The sequence below is a fragment of the Parvimonas sp. D2 genome, assembly GCF_035282635.1.
In the GTDB taxonomy this organism is placed as follows: domain Bacteria; phylum Bacillota; class Clostridia; order Tissierellales; family Peptoniphilaceae; genus Parvimonas.
This window is the reverse complement of the sequence record NZ_JAYKBO010000001.1, coordinates 374,768-390,864: the sequence shown is the minus strand read 5'-3', so window position 1 is coordinate 390,864 and position 16,097 is coordinate 374,768. Positions and strand designations below refer to the sequence as shown.

Genomic DNA, 16,097 nt, shown 5'->3' with positions numbered 1-16,097 from the left:
ATATTAGAAACTTAGGAGGCTTATTATGATAGAAAAAAACGTTATAATAAAAAATGAAACAGGATTACATGCTAGACCTGCTGCATCTTTAGTTCAATTTGTTAAGAAATTTGATGAAAGTATTGAAATTATTTTAGATAACAAAGTTGCTGATGCGAAAAGTATTTTTAATGTTATGAGTTTAGGTATTTCTAAGGGAACAGAAGTAACATTGAGAGTTGATGGAGAAAATGAAGAGAAAACTTTAGGGGAAGTTGTAAACTTCATAGAAAATTTAGCTGATTAATTTTAAGTATAGCTTCTCGAAAGAGGAGCTTTTTTGGTGGAGTATTATGAAAGTATATGATGGATTTTCCGTTTCTAATGGAATTGCTTATGGTAAGGCAATTACTTTATTTTATGAAAAGAATTTTATTCAAGAAAATATATCTGACAATGATAAAGAGAAAGAAATTACAAGGTTTGAAAGTTTATTATCAAGTTATTTAGAATCTGATAGGATAAAAGTTCAAGATGAAAAATTAGAGAGTTTATTAAATGTTCATATTGAATTAATAGATGACCCATTTTTAAAAGATAGTGTAAAAAGTAAAATATTGACTGAAAATAAATCTTTAGAAAAATCAATAGAGGAGACAATTAGTCATATTTGCTATGAATTGAATAATCTAGATTCTGACTATATGAGAGATAGAATTTATGATTATATTTCAATTCAAGAAGAGTTTATTAGAACTTTAACATCAACTGAAGAAATTAAAATATATGAAAATAAATTTGTGCTTTTTACAGAAAATTTATCACCAAAAATAATTGATAAATATAAAGATCAATTAATTGGTATAGTTTCAAAAAATGGTGGAAAAACTTCACATGCTTCTTTATATGCAAAAAATTTACAAATTCCTTATATAATATGTGATTCTCTTGATTTTCAAGAGTTAAAGGATAGGAACTTTGATTGTATTTTAGATTGTAATCAAGAAAAATTGTTTTTAAATCCTGATGAAGATGTAGTTAATTCATATAAAAATTTATTGAAATCATCACAAAAAGAATTTTTAGATAGGAATATAGTAAGAACAAAAAATAATAGATATATAAGAGTATGTAGTAATATTTCAAGTTTTGAAGAGTTTGAAGTATCTTTAAAGAATGGTACAGATGGATGTGGGTTGTTTAGAACAGAGTTTTTATTTATGTCTGATGAATCTCCAACGGAAGAGTATCAATTTGAAATTTTTAAAAAGCTTGCTCAAAGTACAGACAAACCTATTGTAATTAGAACTTTTGATATTGGTGCTGATAAAAAATCTATGTTTTTTAAGTTGGATGAGGAAAAAAATCCATTCTTGGGACTTAGAGGTTTTAGAATTTATAAAGAATTTTATAAGGAATTAAGAAAACATTTAAGGGCAATTTTAAGAGCATCTGCATTTGGAAATATAAAAATTATGATTCCAATGATAACTACATTAGATGAAGTTTTGTGGATAAAAAATGAAATATTAAAAATCAAAGATGAATTAAGAGAAGAGAGAGTGCATTTTGATGAAAATATTGAGTTTGGGATTATGATAGAAACTCCTGCTTCAGTTTTTCTTATTGATATTTTGATTAAAGAAGTTGATTTTGTGAGTATTGGAACAAATGATTTGGTTCAATATATGTTAGCATGTGATAGAGAAAATTCTAAGATGCAACAATTGTATGATTGTTATAACCCATCAGTTATTCGTTCAATTCATCGTGTTGTAGATATTGCTCATAGAAATGGAAAAATAGTTTCAATGTGTGGAAACTTTGCAAGTGAATTAGATGCTGTTGAACTTTTAATTTTGCTAGGTATTGATGAGTTCAGCGTTACTAATGATGTTTTACAAAAAATAAAGAAAAGAATAAAATTATTTGATCATAATAACTATTTAGATTTTTTTGATAACATAAATAAATTTAAAACAGGACGTTCAGTTCTATATTATTTTGATAATAAATAGAATATTTTTGCTAAATGTTAATTATTTGTAATATATTTGTAATTATTTTGTAACTTTTTTTGCTTTTTTTACTACATTTTATAAATTTTATGATATAATAGTACTGTCGATTGGTTAGAAATTTAATTGAGGTGATATTTTGTTAGAATTTATAGAAGTAAATAAAGTATATAAAAACGAAGTTTGTGCTTTGAAAGATCTTAGTTTCAAAGTAGAAGATGGAGAGTTCGTTTTCTTAATTGGAGCAAGTGGTGCAGGTAAAACAAGTATCATAAAAATGCTTTTAAGAGAAATAAAACCAACATCAGGTGAAATAATTGTTGATAATGTTAATATAGTTAAGTTGAGAAACAGAAAAATACCGCAACTTAGAAAAACAATGGGTGTTGTATTTCAAGATTTTAGACTTTTAGAAGGTAAGACTGTTTTTGACAATATAAAGTATCCATTACAAATTCTAGGAGTTTCAAAAAGAGTTATTAATAAAAGAGTAACTGAAATTTTAGAGTTAGTTGGATTGTCAGATAGAGCAGACTCATTTCCAAATCAATTATCAGGTGGAGAGCAACAAAGAGTTTGTATTGCAAGAGCTCTTATAAATAGACCTAAGTATTTAATTGCTGATGAACCAACAGGAAATTTGGATCCAAATACTTCAGAAGATATAATGAAGTTACTTTTGGATGTAAATGCTAAAGGTACAACAGTTATTGTTTCTACACATGATAAAGATATAGTTAATAAACTTAAGAAAAGGGTTATAAGTATGGATCATGGCGCAATGATTAATGACGAAGAACGTGGAGGTTATTTTGATGAGTTCAATTAGAAGATTTTTTTCTGCCATAGGAGAAGGATTTGTAGGTGTTTGGAGAAATAAATCTATGAGTGTTGCATCAATAGTATCTATTTGCTCAATGCTTTTAATTCTTGGTGGAATTACTTTTGGAGTTTTTGTAGCTAATAATATAGTAGAAGATATGAAGACTAAGGTTGATCAAATAGATGTTATTTTAACACCTGAAGTTACATCCGAAAGGATTGCAAAAATTAAAGAAGAATTACAAAAAATAGAAAATGTAAAAGAAGTAAACTATGTTTCAAAAGAACAAGCTTTAGCAAAAATGAAAGAACAATGGAAAGAAAATTCATTTTTACTAGAGGGTATGGAATCTGCCCTTCCTGAAAGCTTTGAATTGAAGGTTGAGAATATAGAAAATTCTAATGCTGTTGCATCTAGCATATATAATGTTAAAGATGTAGAAAAAGTAGTTTATTATAAAGATATTGTTGATAAAATAGCAAAAGTGTCGGAAATGGTTAAATATGTAGGAATTACATTAGTTGCTGTACTATTAATGGTAAGTTTCTTTATAATGTCGATAACAATTAAATTAACAGTTATAGCAAGGAGAAAAGAAATAAGTATTAAGAAATACATAGGCGCAACTAATATGAGTATTACAGGGCCGTTTATCGTAGAAGGTATGTTACTTGGTATAATTGGTGCTGGAATATCTTTTACAATAATATTCTTTATTTATAAATATATTTATGAAAGCTTTGCTTGGGGAGTAGGAAATATGTTCTCAAATTATTTGTTACCAGTTGATGTTTTTGGTATTTATGTAGCTATTGCATATTTTGCAATAAGTATTGGTATCGGAGTATTAGCATCAATATTCTCAAGTAGAAAATATATGAAAGTGTAGGAGGTTGTGATGAAAAAGAGAAGATTTGTAGCATGGATTCTTGTGTTTTCAATGTTTGGTTCAGGCATAATTTCTTATGCTGATAAAGTAGATGATTTAAAGAAAGATAAACAAAGTCAAGAAAAGAATTTAGAAAATAAAAAGAAATCAATTCAAGATATGACTACTGAAAAGGATGAGGCGTTCAAGGAAATTGTTGAAAAGCAAAAAAAGATTGATCAGTTAGACAAAGACCTTACAGAGTTAGAAGATGCAATATCTAAAATATCTGATGAAATTCAAGCTTCTAAAGAAAAAATAACAATCTTAGAAGATAGAATTACAGAAAATCAAGAACTTTTTAAGAAAAGAGTTCGTGTAATGTATGGTAATAAAGATTTAAATTCTATTGAAGTTTTGTTCTCTGCATCAGATATAAGAGATTTTATTTCAAAATATTTTATGATGCAATCAATTGCTGATTACGATAAGAAATTAATTACAAGCTTGAAGAATGATAAAGTTGCTTTGGAAAAAGAAAAAGAAGAATTAGAAGCAAGAAAAGAAGAAAAAGTAGTTAAGAAAAAAGAAATGGAAGTAAAGTATCAAGCTTATACTGAAGAAGTTGAAAAGAATAAACAACTTATTGCTAAATTGGAACAAAATATTGAATATACAAAATCAGAAATTGATCAATTACAAAATAAAGTTAAAAATCTAAATGCAAATATAAGCTTTGAAGAAAAAGTAAAAGCAGATATTTTAAGAGGAATAAACGAAAAGAAAATTCAAAAAGATATTGATGAAGGCAAGATAACTTCTCGTCCATCAAATGGAGAGATGATGTGGCCTTTAAGTGGATATTATAGAATTTCAAGTCCATTTGGATGGAGAAATGCGCCAATTGGTCAAGGTGGAGAAAGACACAGAGGAATTGATATTCCTGCTCCAACAGGAACTCCTGTTTACTCTGCAACAGATGGTGTAGTTATTTCAGCAGGATGGAATGGAAGTTATGGTAATGCTGTTATGATTAAATATACAAATAATATTGTTATTGTATATGGACATAATTCAAGCTTGGTTGTAAGAGCTGGACAAAAAGTAAGTAAAGGACAAGTTATTTCACTAGTAGGTTCTACAGGAAATTCAACAGGCCCACATTTACATTTTGAAGTTAGATATAACGGTTCACCAGTAGATCCACTTAGATATTTGAATCATTAGGAGTAATAATATATGATAAAAAATAAAAAACTTACGGTTTTTCTGGTCTTTATGATATTTTTAAGCTCATTTATATCATATAAGGCTGGAAAAAATTCATCAGTTTCACCAGTTACTAATACTAAAACTGAAGAAACTTCGGATTATGGTAGTTTTAAACCTTTTGTTGATGCAATAAAAGAAAAGTATTATTTCGATATTGATTATGAAAAAATGAATACTGAAATTAAAAAAGCAATATTTTCTTCTTTGGGAGATCCTTATACTCAATATATGACTGAAAAAGATATGAAGGAACTTCAAAAAACTAATACAGGAAAATTTGTTGGTATAGGTGTTCAAGTTAGTGTAAATGAAAATGGAGAAATTGTAGTTGTTGCACCGATAAAAGGTGGTCCAAGCCAAAAGGCTGGGATACAAGCAGAAGATATTATAGTAAAAGTCAATGATGAGGAAATAAAGAAGAATGATTTAGAGTCAACTGTTAAACTTATGAGAGGTAATGAAGAAATTGGTACTGAGGTCAAAGTTACAGTTAAAAGAATTGTAGACTCTGAAGAAAAGATAATAGATTTCACATTAAAGAGAGAAGAAATAACTACGGAATCTGTAAATTCAAAACTTTTAGATAATGGAATTTTATATGTTCAAATTACTAACTTTGCTGAAAAAACAGGTACTGACTTTGAAAAGGCTATTGATGATGGCTTGAGTAAGGGAGCAAAATCTTTAATTATTGACCTTAGAAATAACCCAGGAGGGCTATTGACATCTGTTAAGCAAGTTGCTGATAAACTTTTACCTGAATCTACAATTATGAAAATTGTAGATAGTAAAGGAAAAGAAACGGTTGAAAAAGCTACAGGAAAAGGAACAGATATTCCAATAGTAGTTTTAATTAACAAAGGTTCAGCATCAGCTTCTGAAGTTTTAAGTGTTGCTCTTCATGATAATAAGAAAGCTACATTGGTTGGAGAAAAATCTTTTGGAAAAGGAATAATTCAATCTATTTTCCCAATAAATAATGGAGGAAAATCTGAAGGAATAAAGATGACCATTGCTGAGTATTTTGGACCTAATGGAACTAAAATACACAAAGTTGGGTTAGAGCCTGATTATAAAGTTGAACAAAAGAATTATTCTAAAACTGGAATAGAACATTTAAAAGATGATGAACAATTAAAAAAAGCTATTGAATTGTTGAAATAATATTATGTATAAAAAAGCAACCATAAATAATTAGGTTGCTTTTTTAGTATATAATTAATTGCTTATATTCAAAATTGTCATTTGTATAATAATAAATAATTAGATTAAAAAATTCAATTATTTATAAAAAATTTTTAAATAAATGTCTAATGTAGGTAAATTATATTGTAATTTAGAATTGATTTTTAAAAATAGAATATTGAAATATCAACATTTAAAAAAACAAAACTTGACTTATTAAGATATTTAGAATATAATACTTTTATGAAAATTATAGGTTTTCATAAAGGATATTTTAAAGGAGTGTTTTATGTCTTTTTATATGAATTCGGATAAAGGAAATGTTAGAGAGAATAATGAGGACAATTTTCTTTTTGAAAAATTTGAAAAACTAAATATTCTAATTTTAGCGGATGGTGTAGGAGGACATGATAATGGAGAAATTGCATCAAGTCGTGCAGTAAGTATAGTTATGAATTATATAAAAAATAATTATAAACTATATTCCGAATATTCCCTCCTATTAATAGATGCTTTTTGTGAAGCTAATAAAGTTATTTATGAGCTTAATTTAGAAATAAATTCTGGAGAAGAAGAAATTTCTAAAAAAGTAATGGGAACAACTTTAGAAGTTCTTTTGATAGATGGTAATACTTTATACTTCGGACATGTTGGTGATAGTAGAATATATATTAAAGACGAAAGTTTTAGAATGTTAACAAAAGATCATTCTTTAGTTCAATATTTATATTCAAGTGGTGCATTAACTGAAGAAGAAGTGAAAAATTATAATGATAAGAATTCTATCCTAAGAGCAATCGGAATGGAAAAACATGTTGAAGTTGATGTTGAATCTATTAAAATTAAGCCAAAAGATATTTTACTCGTTTGTTCTGATGGACTTACAAATGAACTTGATGATGACGAAATTTCAGAAATGATAGACTTTAAATACAGTGCAAAAGAAATGGTTGATAATATTATATCTACTGTTAAAAGTGGATTAGCAAGAGATAATGTTACTGTTGGAATTTTTAAAAATGATGAGGAGATTTTATGTTAGGATCAATTTTAAATGGCAGATATGAGGTAATTGAAAAAGTTGGAATTGGCGGGATGGCCATTGTATATAAAGCTAAGGATATTTATTTAAAAAGAATTGTTGCCGTTAAAGTTTTGAAGGAACAATATCTTGAAGATAAAGAATTTATAAAAAAATTCGTTATAGAAGCTCAATCTGTTGCTAATTTAAACAATCAAAATATAGTTAAAATTTACGATGTAGGTCAACATATAGAAGATGGCAAGACTTTTAACTATATTGTAATGGAATATATTAAAGGTAAGACTTTAAATGAATTAATAAAGGATAAGGGCAGATTAAATTCAAATGCTGTTGTTGCTATTTCTAAGCAGATAGCCAATGCTTTAGATTGTGCTCATAAACATCATATAATACATAGGGATATCAAACCTCATAATATTATTATTGATGAAAATTTAAATGTTAAAGTTACAGATTTTGGTATAGCAAGAATTGCTACAAGTTCAACTATAACTTATACTTCTTCTGTACTTGGAACAGTGCATTATATTTCACCTGAACAAGCAAAAGGGAAATTTATTGATGAAAAATCAGATATTTATTCTTTAGGTGTTGTTATGTATGAAATGGTTACAGGAAGAGTTCCTTTTGATACAGATAATGCAGTTGGAATAGCAATGCAACATATAAATGAGCCATTAGTTGAACCAATTAGACTTGTTCCAAATTTGGAACCTTGGCTAAATTCTATAATTGTAAAATGTATGGAAAAAAATCCAGAAAATAGATTTGAAAGTGCGGAAAGTCTTATAAAAGCTTTAGAAGATAAGAACGTAGGAAGTAATCAAAAAGCTACATTTAATGATAATACAGATAGAGCTTTTTATAGAGAATCTGTGTATAAGGCTGATAAGCAAAATGATTTTAATAAACCTATTATAAAAAATAATAATAAAAACAGAGAACAATTAAAAAAGAAAAAGGGGATTTTCGATTATAGTATAACTTATGTTGTATTAGCTTTACTTATAGTCGCATCTGTATTCTTTATATATAGATTGGCTGTTTCTAATAAAGCTACTAATACTGTTAAAGTACCTCCAGTAACCGGATTGGATAAAGATGAAGCTATTAGGGTGTTAAAAGAAAAGAAACTTAATGGACTTATAGTAAAAACTGTGAATGATGATTCTGTTGAAGCTGGGAAAATTGTTCAACAATCGCCAGCACCAAATGCTGAAGCAAAAGAAGGAACGAATGTTGAATTGACTGTAAGTGTAGGTAAGAATAAAACAATTGTTCCTAATTTATCAAATGTTGAGTTTGAAAAAGTTGAAGAGCTATTAAAAAAGAGCAATTTGGCATTGGGTAAAGTTGAAAGAAAATATGACGATAAAGTTGATGAAAATAAAGTAATAAGTCAAAGTGTAAACTATGGCGATGAAGTTGAAAAAGGAACTAAAATTGACATTGTAGTAAGTAGAGGAAAAGAAGATAAAAAGGTAGAAGTTCCAGATTTGATTGGGAAAACTGAAGCTGATGCAATAAAGGCATTGTATGATAGCGGACTTGCTGTTGGTAAAACAGAGAAAAAAGCTGATTCACAAAAAGCGGGAACTGTAATTTGGCAATCTTATGGAAAAGGTGTAAAAGTTGATGCATCTACTAAAATTGATATTGTTGTAAGTTCAGGAAAGACAACTAAGGACAATGTGTTAAACTTGACTTCTTATAGTGAAGCTGATTCTGTTACTAAAAAGTATACAATAAATGAACCAGACAAGAATTATCTTTTAATGGTAACTAAAAATACTGAAAATGGTGAAACAAAGCTATATGAAAAAACTATGGTTACAGGTGGCGGGAAGCTAACAATAAATATAAAAGCAAAATCTAGTGAAAAATTTAATATTTATGTAAATGGAGAACTTATTTTATCAGGTGAGAATTAATATGTTTGAAATTGGCGTTATATTTGATATTTCAAAAGATTTATATTATGTAAAAACTAAAACTGGTAGATATATGTCAAAAGCTAGGGGAGTTTTTAGAAAACAAAAATTCACTCCAATGGTTGGAGATAATGTCAAAATTGAGATTTTTGCTGATAATACAGCATGTATAGTTGAAGTTTTTGATAGAAAAAATGAAATTTTAAGACCTCCAGTTGTAAATGTAGACCAAGCTATAATAGTTTTTTCTTTAAAAGACCCAGAAATTTCATATAAAATTATTGATAGATATATAATGTACTATGAAGTAATGAAAATTCCAATAATTTTATGTTTAAATAAGTGTGATTTAATTGATAAAGAAACAGAAATTAGTTTTAGAAATATTTATGATAAACTTGGTTATAAGATAATTTTTAATAGCATTAGTTTAGACAATAGAAAATTATTTGAAGAGATTTGTAAAGATAAAATTTCAGTTATTACAGGTGCTTCGGGAGTTGGAAAAAGTACAATTTTAAATTTTTTAAATCCGGATTATAATATTTGGGTTGGAGATATAAGTAATAAGACAAAAAGGGGTAAACATACAACAAGAGCTGCTACTTTGTATGAATTTTTTGATAACTCATTCATCATTGATACGGCTGGTTTTACTTCTCTTGATCTTACTAAATTTATAGATAGTGAAGTTCAAATTAGAGATGCATTTGTAGAATTTGAATTTGGCTCTAAATGTAAGTTTTCTGACTGCAAACATATCAATGAACCGGATTGTTATGTAAAATCAAAATTAGAAAGTGGAAGTATAAGTAAAAGTAGATATGACAGTTATATCTTTTACTTAAATGAATATCTAAAAAATAGGAGGTATTAAATGTTAGAATTATCACCATCATTGTTATCAGCTGATTTTACAGATTTAAAATCTGAAATAGAAGTATTAGACAAAAATGGAGTTAAGTATTTACACTTAGATGTAATGGATGGAATGTTTGTTCCGAATATTTCTTTTGGACCAATGATAATTAAACAGTTAAGACCTTTAACAAATATGATTTTTGATGTTCATCTAATGATAGAAGATCCTGATAGATATGTTCAAAATTTTAAAGATGCAGGAGCAGATATTTTAACTGTACATTATGAAGCTTGTAAACATCTTCATAGAACAGTTTCTTATATCAAATCATTAGGAATGAAAGCCGGAGTTTCTTTAAATCCTGCAACTAATATTGATGTTTTAGATTATGTATTAGAAGATTTGGACTTAGTTTTAATTATGAGTGTAAATCCAGGTTTTGGTGGGCAAAGTTTTATTCCTTCAGCTATTGATAAAATAACAAATTTAAAAGCAAAAATAAGAGAAAGAAATTTAAATGTTATAGTTGAAGTTGATGGTGGTGTAAAAGCTACAAATGTTAAAGATGTTATTGAAGCTGGAGCAGATTTGATAGTTTCAGGTTCAGATGTTTTTGCGGATAAAGAAAATAGAATTAGAGCTTATAAAGAAATTTTTAAAAACTATGAAAAATAATTATGAGCTTGTCATTAAAAAAAGATTGAGCTTTCAATCTTTTTTAAAATTAAATAAGAAAAAGAGGTTAATATGTTTATAGATATTGCAAAAATAGAATTAAAGGCCGGAAAAGGTGGAGATGGCTGTGTTTCTTTTAGAAGAGAAAAATATGAACCTGATGGCGGGCCTTACGGTGGCGACGGCGGAGATGGCGGAAGTGTAATTTTTATATCCGATGAAGGCGTAAGGACTCTTATGGATTTCAGATATAAAAAACATTATTTTGCTCAAAACGGCGAAAATGGAAAAACAAAAAAACAATATGGGAAAAAAGGTGAAGATTTAATAGTAAAAGTCCCTGTTGGTACCTTGATTAAAGATTTTGAAACTAATAGGGTTATTCATGATTTTAAAGTTAAAGATGATGAATTTATAGTTGCTAAAGGTGGCCGAGGTGGAAAGGGAAATGCAAGATTTGCCACAAGTACAAGACAAGCACCTCGTTTTGCACAACCCGGAACAAAGGGTGAAGAAAGAACTATAAAATTAGAATTAAAGCTAATTGCAGACGTTGGACTTGTTGGTCTTCCAAATGTTGGAAAATCTTCTTTGCTTTCTGTTTTAAGTGATGCAAAACCTAAGATTGCAAATTATCATTTTACAACATTAGAACCTAATTTAGGAGTTTGTAGAGTTGAAGAAAATAAATCATTTGTAATAGCTGATATTCCTGGTCTTATTGAAGGGGCTAGCGAAGGAATTGGACTTGGTTTTGAATTTTTAAAACATGTTGAAAGAACAAGACTTTTAGTACATGTTTTAGATGTTTCCGGAATTGAAGGCAGAGATCCTATTGAAGATTATAATACAATTTATAAGGAATTAGAGCTTTATAATGAAAATATTAAAAATAAAAAAGAGATAATTGTTGCAAATAAAATAGATTTACTTACTTCTGATGAGAATTTAAAAAGAGTAAAAGAATATTTTAAAGATAGAACAGTATTGGAAATTTCTGCTGTTACTCAAATGGGAGTAAAGGAATTAAAATATAAAATATTTGATGAATTATCAAAAATTGAAATTGATTATGAAACTTTTGATGAAGATTATGAATATATAGAAGAAGTTGAAAAAGAGGCTTATGAAATTTATAGTGAAGATGGAACATTCTATGTTGAAGGACCTCTTATCGACTATTTAGTTTATATAACAAATTTTGAAGATTATGATTCTTTAAAATATTTCCAAAAAGTTTTAACTGATAAGGGAGTAATTGAAGAATTAAAACAAAAAGGTGTAAAAGAAGGTCAATCCATTGTAATTGGAGAAATGGAATTTGAATTTTTTGAATAGTAAGGAGAAGATATGATAAATCCAAAACAAAGAGCATTTCTAAAGTCATTATCTCACTCTATGGAACCTATTATGAATATAGGCAAGTATGGAGTTAATGATGAAACTATTAGACAACTAGATTTGGCTTTAGAGAAAAGAGAGCTTATAAAAATTAAAATTCTAAATAACAATTTAGACGATAATAAAGAAACAGTAGATTTAGTTTTACAAAAAACTAGAGCAGAGTTTGTTCAACATATTGGAAACAAATTTGTTATTTACAGAAGAAAAAGAAAAGATGAAAATAGAATAGAGTTACCAGAATAATGAAAAAAATTGGAATTTTTGGTGGAAGCTTTTCACCTATTCATAACGGACATTTACAAATTGCAGAGGATTGTTTGCTAGAAACGGGACTTGATAAGATAGTTTTTCTCCCGAATGCAAATCCTCCACATAAGGCTGTCGATAAGTTCACTTTTGATGCAAGAGTTAATATGTTAAGATTAGCTTTAGAAGATAATGAGAATTTTGAAATTTCTTTAGTAGAAAATGACCCTACAAAAGTTCATTACTCTTATAATACCATTAGTGAAAATTTTTACAATGGAGAAGATAAATTTTATTTCATAATGGGAGATGACGAGTTTTTAAATATAAGGTCTTGGTATAAATATGAAAAACTTTTAGAGCTTACTTCAGTAATAGTTTTTCTTAGAAAATACGATTATAATTTTATTTTAGAAAAAAATAAAGAGATAATTGAAAAATACGATATTAATATAATTAAAAATTCTGTTATTTCTATTTCATCTACCGAAATTAGGAACAGAATTAATGAAAAAAAATCTATAAAATATCTTGTGCCTGAAAAAGTAAGTAATTATATTTATGAAGAGCTTAATTATTTTGATATACTAAAGATTAAAAAAGATTTAAAAGAAAAACTTACAAAGAATAGATATGAACATTCTTTAAGAGTAGCAGATTATTGTAGAAGACTTGCGAAAATTTATAAGGCTGATGAAAATAAGGCTTATTTAAGTGGTCTCGTTCATGATTGTGCAAAGAACCTAGAAGAATATTATATGTTGAATAAAAAGCTAAATTCTGATATAATATTGGATGTTGAAGAAAAAAATAATCCAAAAATTCAACATGCACCAATAGGTTCAGCTGTTTGTAAAGATATATATGGTATCTTTGATAATGAAATAATTTCAGCGGTTCGTTATCATACAACAGCAAGAGAGAATATGTCTTTAATTGAAAAAATTTTATTTATTTCAGATAAAATTGAGCCTAATAGAGAGTATGATACAGTTGATGAACTTAGAAAAATTGCAGATTATGATATTGACAAAGCTATAATAAAATTTTTAAACGATAGTTTTGAATATTTAGAAAAAAAATCTCAAAAAATTCATCCCTTGTCAATTAAAGCAAGAGATTATTTAGTAAATATGAGGTGATATTATGGAGAAACTTGATATTATATTGAAAGCATTGGATGATAAGATTGCAAAAAATGTTGTAAGTATTGATTTAAAAGGTAAGTCATCTATTGCTGAATATTTTGTAATCGCAACTGGAAGTGTAGTTAATCACAATCAAGCTATTTGCGATGAAATTGAGTTCCAATTAAAAAAGAATAATATGGACTGTTTAAGTACAGAAGGATATAAAGATGGAAATTGGATTTTATTGGACTGTGGAGAAATTATAGTTCATATTATGACAGAAGAATATAGAAGCTATTACAATCTTGAAAGATTGTGGGCATAGATTTAGGAGGTAAGAAAATGAGCGTAGAATTTTTAAAAACTGATAAGGCTCCAGCAGCAATTGGACCTTATTCACAAGCTGGAAAAGTTGGTAATTTAATATTTGTTTCTGGACAATTACCAATTACAAACGGAGAATTACAAACTGAAATAAAGGCAGCAACACTTGCTAGTTTAACAAATGTTTTAGAAATTATTAAAGCAGGTGGGGGAAATTTAGAAAGTATTGTTAAAGTTAATGTTTTTGTAAAAGACATGAATGACTTTGAAGCAATTAATGGAGTATATGCTGAATTCTTTGGTAATCATAAACCAGCCAGAGCATTAGTTCAAGTTGCTAAATTACCAAAAGACGCTTTAATAGAAATTGAAGCAGTAGCAGCTGTTTAAAAAATATTTTATACTGATGTTTAGATACATCAGTATTTTTTTGCAATAATATATTTTTTATTAAAATAATATATTTTTTATTAAAATAATATATTTTTTATTAAAATAATATATTTTTTATATAAAAAAGTTGAAATATTTGTTTATAGTTGTAGTTTCAGTCTTTTGTTTTTCTTATAATTTTGTTATAATATATTTTATAGGATAATAATTATTGCTAATTTATTTAGTATTTTAGTTTTATTTAAAGTTACTATTATAAAATATGTATGCTTAGTAGTGATATGTTTTATCTGAAATTGAGTTTGATATTATAAGAATATTGTATGAATTATATATATATATATATTAAATTATAAGTAAAATAAAACGATTACTATTGTAGCGAGATTAACTTTATAATTTATTATGATTGGGAGGATTTTTTGTGGGGTATTTAGAAACTTTTAATAGTTATAAAAGTTCGGAAAAAATTGCCTATATATGTGATGATAAATCCATTACATATAGGGAACTTATGTTATATTCAGATCGACTTGCAAAATATATTCTGAAAAATTTTGGGATTAGGAATAAAGATGCAATTGCAGTTTATGGGCATAAAGATTTTTTAATGTTAGTTAGCTTTTTAGCTTGTACAAAATCAGGACATCCTTATTGTCCTATGGATATTTCTTTTACTAGAAATAGGGTTGAAGATGTGTTGACTGTTACCGATTCAAAATTTTCTATTTTTACAGAGGATTTTGAAGTTGATAAAAAATTTAGCGTTTTAAATAGAAAAGATATTTTAGATATTATTGATGATGAAAAATATGATGATATTTCAAATGAAAATCTATATAAAATTGAACCAGAAGATATAGTTTATATAATTTTTACATCTGGAAGTACTGGAAAACCTAAAGGTGTTCAGATTACATATGATAATTTAAATAATTATATTGGTTGGATTCATAATGTTGTAGGAAATGAAAAAAATAAAGTTTATTTAAATCAAGCACCTTTTTCATTTGATTTATCAGTAATGGATTTATATTTATCTTTATATTCAGAATCTACTTTATTTGCTATAACTAAAGAGAAACAACAAGATTTTTATAAACTTTATGAAAATTTAGAAAAATCTGGAATTACAAATTGGGTTTCTACACCTTCGTTTGTAGACATGTGTTTATCTTTACAAGAATTTAATTCTGACAATATAAAGAATATTGAATATTTTCTATTCTGTGGAGAAGTTCTTACTAAGAAAACTGCACAAAGATTAAAAAAGAGATTTCCTAATGCAAGAATAATTAACACTTATGGGCCGACTGAGTCAACAGTATGTGTTACTGATATTTTAATTACAGATGAAGTTTTAGAAAAGTTTGATATACTTCCGCTTGGAGATGTTAAAAATGGAAGTAGAATTGAAATTAGAGATGATGAAAAAATTCTTGGTGATGGAGAAATTGGTGAGATTGTAATAATAGGAGATACAGTAAGTAGCGGATATTATAAAAATCCAGTTCAAACTGAAAAAGTTTTTTTTACTACAGATAACAATGAAAGAGCTTATAAAACAGGGGACTTAGGATATTATAAGGACGGTAATTTATTTTTCTCAAACAGAAAAGACTTTCAGGTTAAATTAAATGGTTATAGAATTGAACTTGGAGATATTGAAAGCAATCTTTTAAATATTAGTGGAATAAGCTCTTGTTGTGCATTGCCAAATTATGATTCAGACAATAAAGTAAAAAGTATTACAGCATTTGTTGTAAGTAACAGTGTTTCTGATGAAAAAGAGTATGCAAAATTTTTAAAGGCAGAGTTAAAAAAGTATATTCCAAGTTATATGATACCAAAAAAATTTAGATTTTTGGAAAAATTACCAATGAATAATAATGGAAAAGTTGATAGAAAAGAATTGAAGAAAATAATAGAAAATAGATAGGGA

General features: G+C 27.1%; 16 protein-coding genes. All 16 read left to right on the top strand.

What is annotated here, in order from left to right; all coding sequences use genetic code 11:
* Positions 1–25: 25 nt before the first annotated feature.
* The 16 genes from VJI77_RS01815 to dltA all read left to right on the top strand — a co-directional run bounded on the left by VJI77_RS01815 (position 26) and on the right by dltA (position 16,094).
* A complete protein-coding gene (locus VJI77_RS01815) occupies positions 26–286 on the top strand; it encodes an HPr family phosphocarrier protein (protein WP_009372701.1) in 261 nt (86 codons plus the stop codon).
* A 46-nt stretch (positions 287–332) separates the two neighbouring features.
* Positions 333–1,997, top strand: a complete 1,665-nt coding sequence (gene ptsP / locus VJI77_RS01810) for a phosphoenolpyruvate--protein phosphotransferase (RefSeq protein WP_323988019.1) — start codon at positions 333–335, stop codon at positions 1,995–1,997.
* Positions 1,998–2,136: 139 nt separating this feature from the next.
* A complete protein-coding gene (ftsE, locus tag VJI77_RS01805) occupies positions 2,137–2,826 on the top strand; it encodes a cell division ATP-binding protein FtsE (RefSeq protein ID WP_323988017.1) in 690 nt (229 codons plus the stop codon).
* Complete coding sequence (gene ftsX, locus VJI77_RS01800) at positions 2,813–3,709, top strand: permease-like cell division protein FtsX (RefSeq protein WP_323988015.1); 897 nt, start codon at positions 2,813–2,815, stop codon at positions 3,707–3,709. Before ftsE ends, ftsX begins: the two co-directional genes overlap by 14 nt.
* A 9-nt stretch (positions 3,710–3,718) precedes the next feature.
* Entirely contained in the window at positions 3,719–4,915 is a 1,197-nt protein-coding gene (locus VJI77_RS01795; protein ID WP_323988014.1) for a murein hydrolase activator EnvC family protein, read from the top strand.
* Positions 4,916–4,927: 12 nt separating this feature from the next.
* Positions 4,928–6,124, top strand: coding sequence for a S41 family peptidase (locus VJI77_RS01790; RefSeq protein WP_323988013.1), 1,197 nt, complete (start codon positions 4,928–4,930; stop codon positions 6,122–6,124).
* 310 nt (positions 6,125–6,434) lie between these two features.
* The gene (locus tag VJI77_RS01785) at positions 6,435–7,187 is read left to right on the top strand and encodes a PP2C family protein-serine/threonine phosphatase (protein ID WP_009372446.1); all 753 of its coding nucleotides are present in this window, start codon (positions 6,435–6,437) and stop codon (positions 7,185–7,187) included.
* The gene (pknB, locus tag VJI77_RS01780) at positions 7,181–9,121 is read left to right on the top strand and encodes a Stk1 family PASTA domain-containing Ser/Thr kinase (RefSeq protein ID WP_323988012.1); all 1,941 of its coding nucleotides are present in this window, start codon (positions 7,181–7,183) and stop codon (positions 9,119–9,121) included. The genes VJI77_RS01785 and pknB overlap by 7 nt, the downstream gene beginning before the upstream one ends.
* A 1-nt stretch (position 9,122) precedes the next feature.
* A complete protein-coding gene (gene rsgA / locus VJI77_RS01775; protein WP_323988011.1) occupies positions 9,123–9,998 on the top strand; it encodes a ribosome small subunit-dependent GTPase A in 876 nt (291 codons plus the stop codon).
* Positions 9,999–10,658, top strand: a complete 660-nt coding sequence (rpe, locus tag VJI77_RS01770; protein ID WP_323988010.1) for a ribulose-phosphate 3-epimerase — start codon at positions 9,999–10,001, stop codon at positions 10,656–10,658.
* 72 nt (positions 10,659–10,730) lie between these two features.
* Positions 10,731–11,996 carry a GTPase ObgE gene (gene obgE / locus VJI77_RS01765; protein ID WP_009372763.1) on the top strand — a complete coding sequence of 422 codons (1,266 nt, stop codon included), beginning with the start codon at positions 10,731–10,733 and terminating at the stop codon, positions 11,994–11,996.
* Positions 11,997–12,008: 12 nt separating this feature from the next.
* Positions 12,009–12,305 (top strand): ribosome assembly RNA-binding protein YhbY, encoded by a 297-nt coding sequence (yhbY, locus tag VJI77_RS01760; RefSeq protein WP_009732731.1) that lies wholly within the window; start codon positions 12,009–12,011, stop codon positions 12,303–12,305.
* Positions 12,305–13,450 carry a nicotinate (nicotinamide) nucleotide adenylyltransferase gene (gene nadD / locus VJI77_RS01755; protein WP_323988009.1) on the top strand — a complete coding sequence of 382 codons (1,146 nt, stop codon included), beginning with the start codon at positions 12,305–12,307 and terminating at the stop codon, positions 13,448–13,450. Before yhbY ends, nadD begins: the two co-directional genes overlap by 1 nt.
* A gap of 4 nt (positions 13,451–13,454) precedes the next feature.
* Positions 13,455–13,763, top strand: a complete 309-nt coding sequence (gene rsfS / locus VJI77_RS01750) for a ribosome silencing factor (protein ID WP_323988008.1) — start codon at positions 13,455–13,457, stop codon at positions 13,761–13,763.
* Between the two features lie 17 nt (positions 13,764–13,780).
* Positions 13,781–14,152 (top strand): RidA family protein, encoded by a 372-nt coding sequence (locus VJI77_RS01745; RefSeq protein WP_293438692.1) that lies wholly within the window; start codon positions 13,781–13,783, stop codon positions 14,150–14,152.
* Between the two features lie 427 nt (positions 14,153–14,579).
* On the top strand, positions 14,580–16,094 hold the full coding sequence (gene dltA, locus VJI77_RS01740) for a D-alanine--poly(phosphoribitol) ligase subunit DltA (protein WP_293438694.1): 1,515 nt from the start codon (positions 14,580–14,582) through the stop codon (positions 16,092–16,094).
* Positions 16,095–16,097 lie beyond the last annotated feature (3 nt).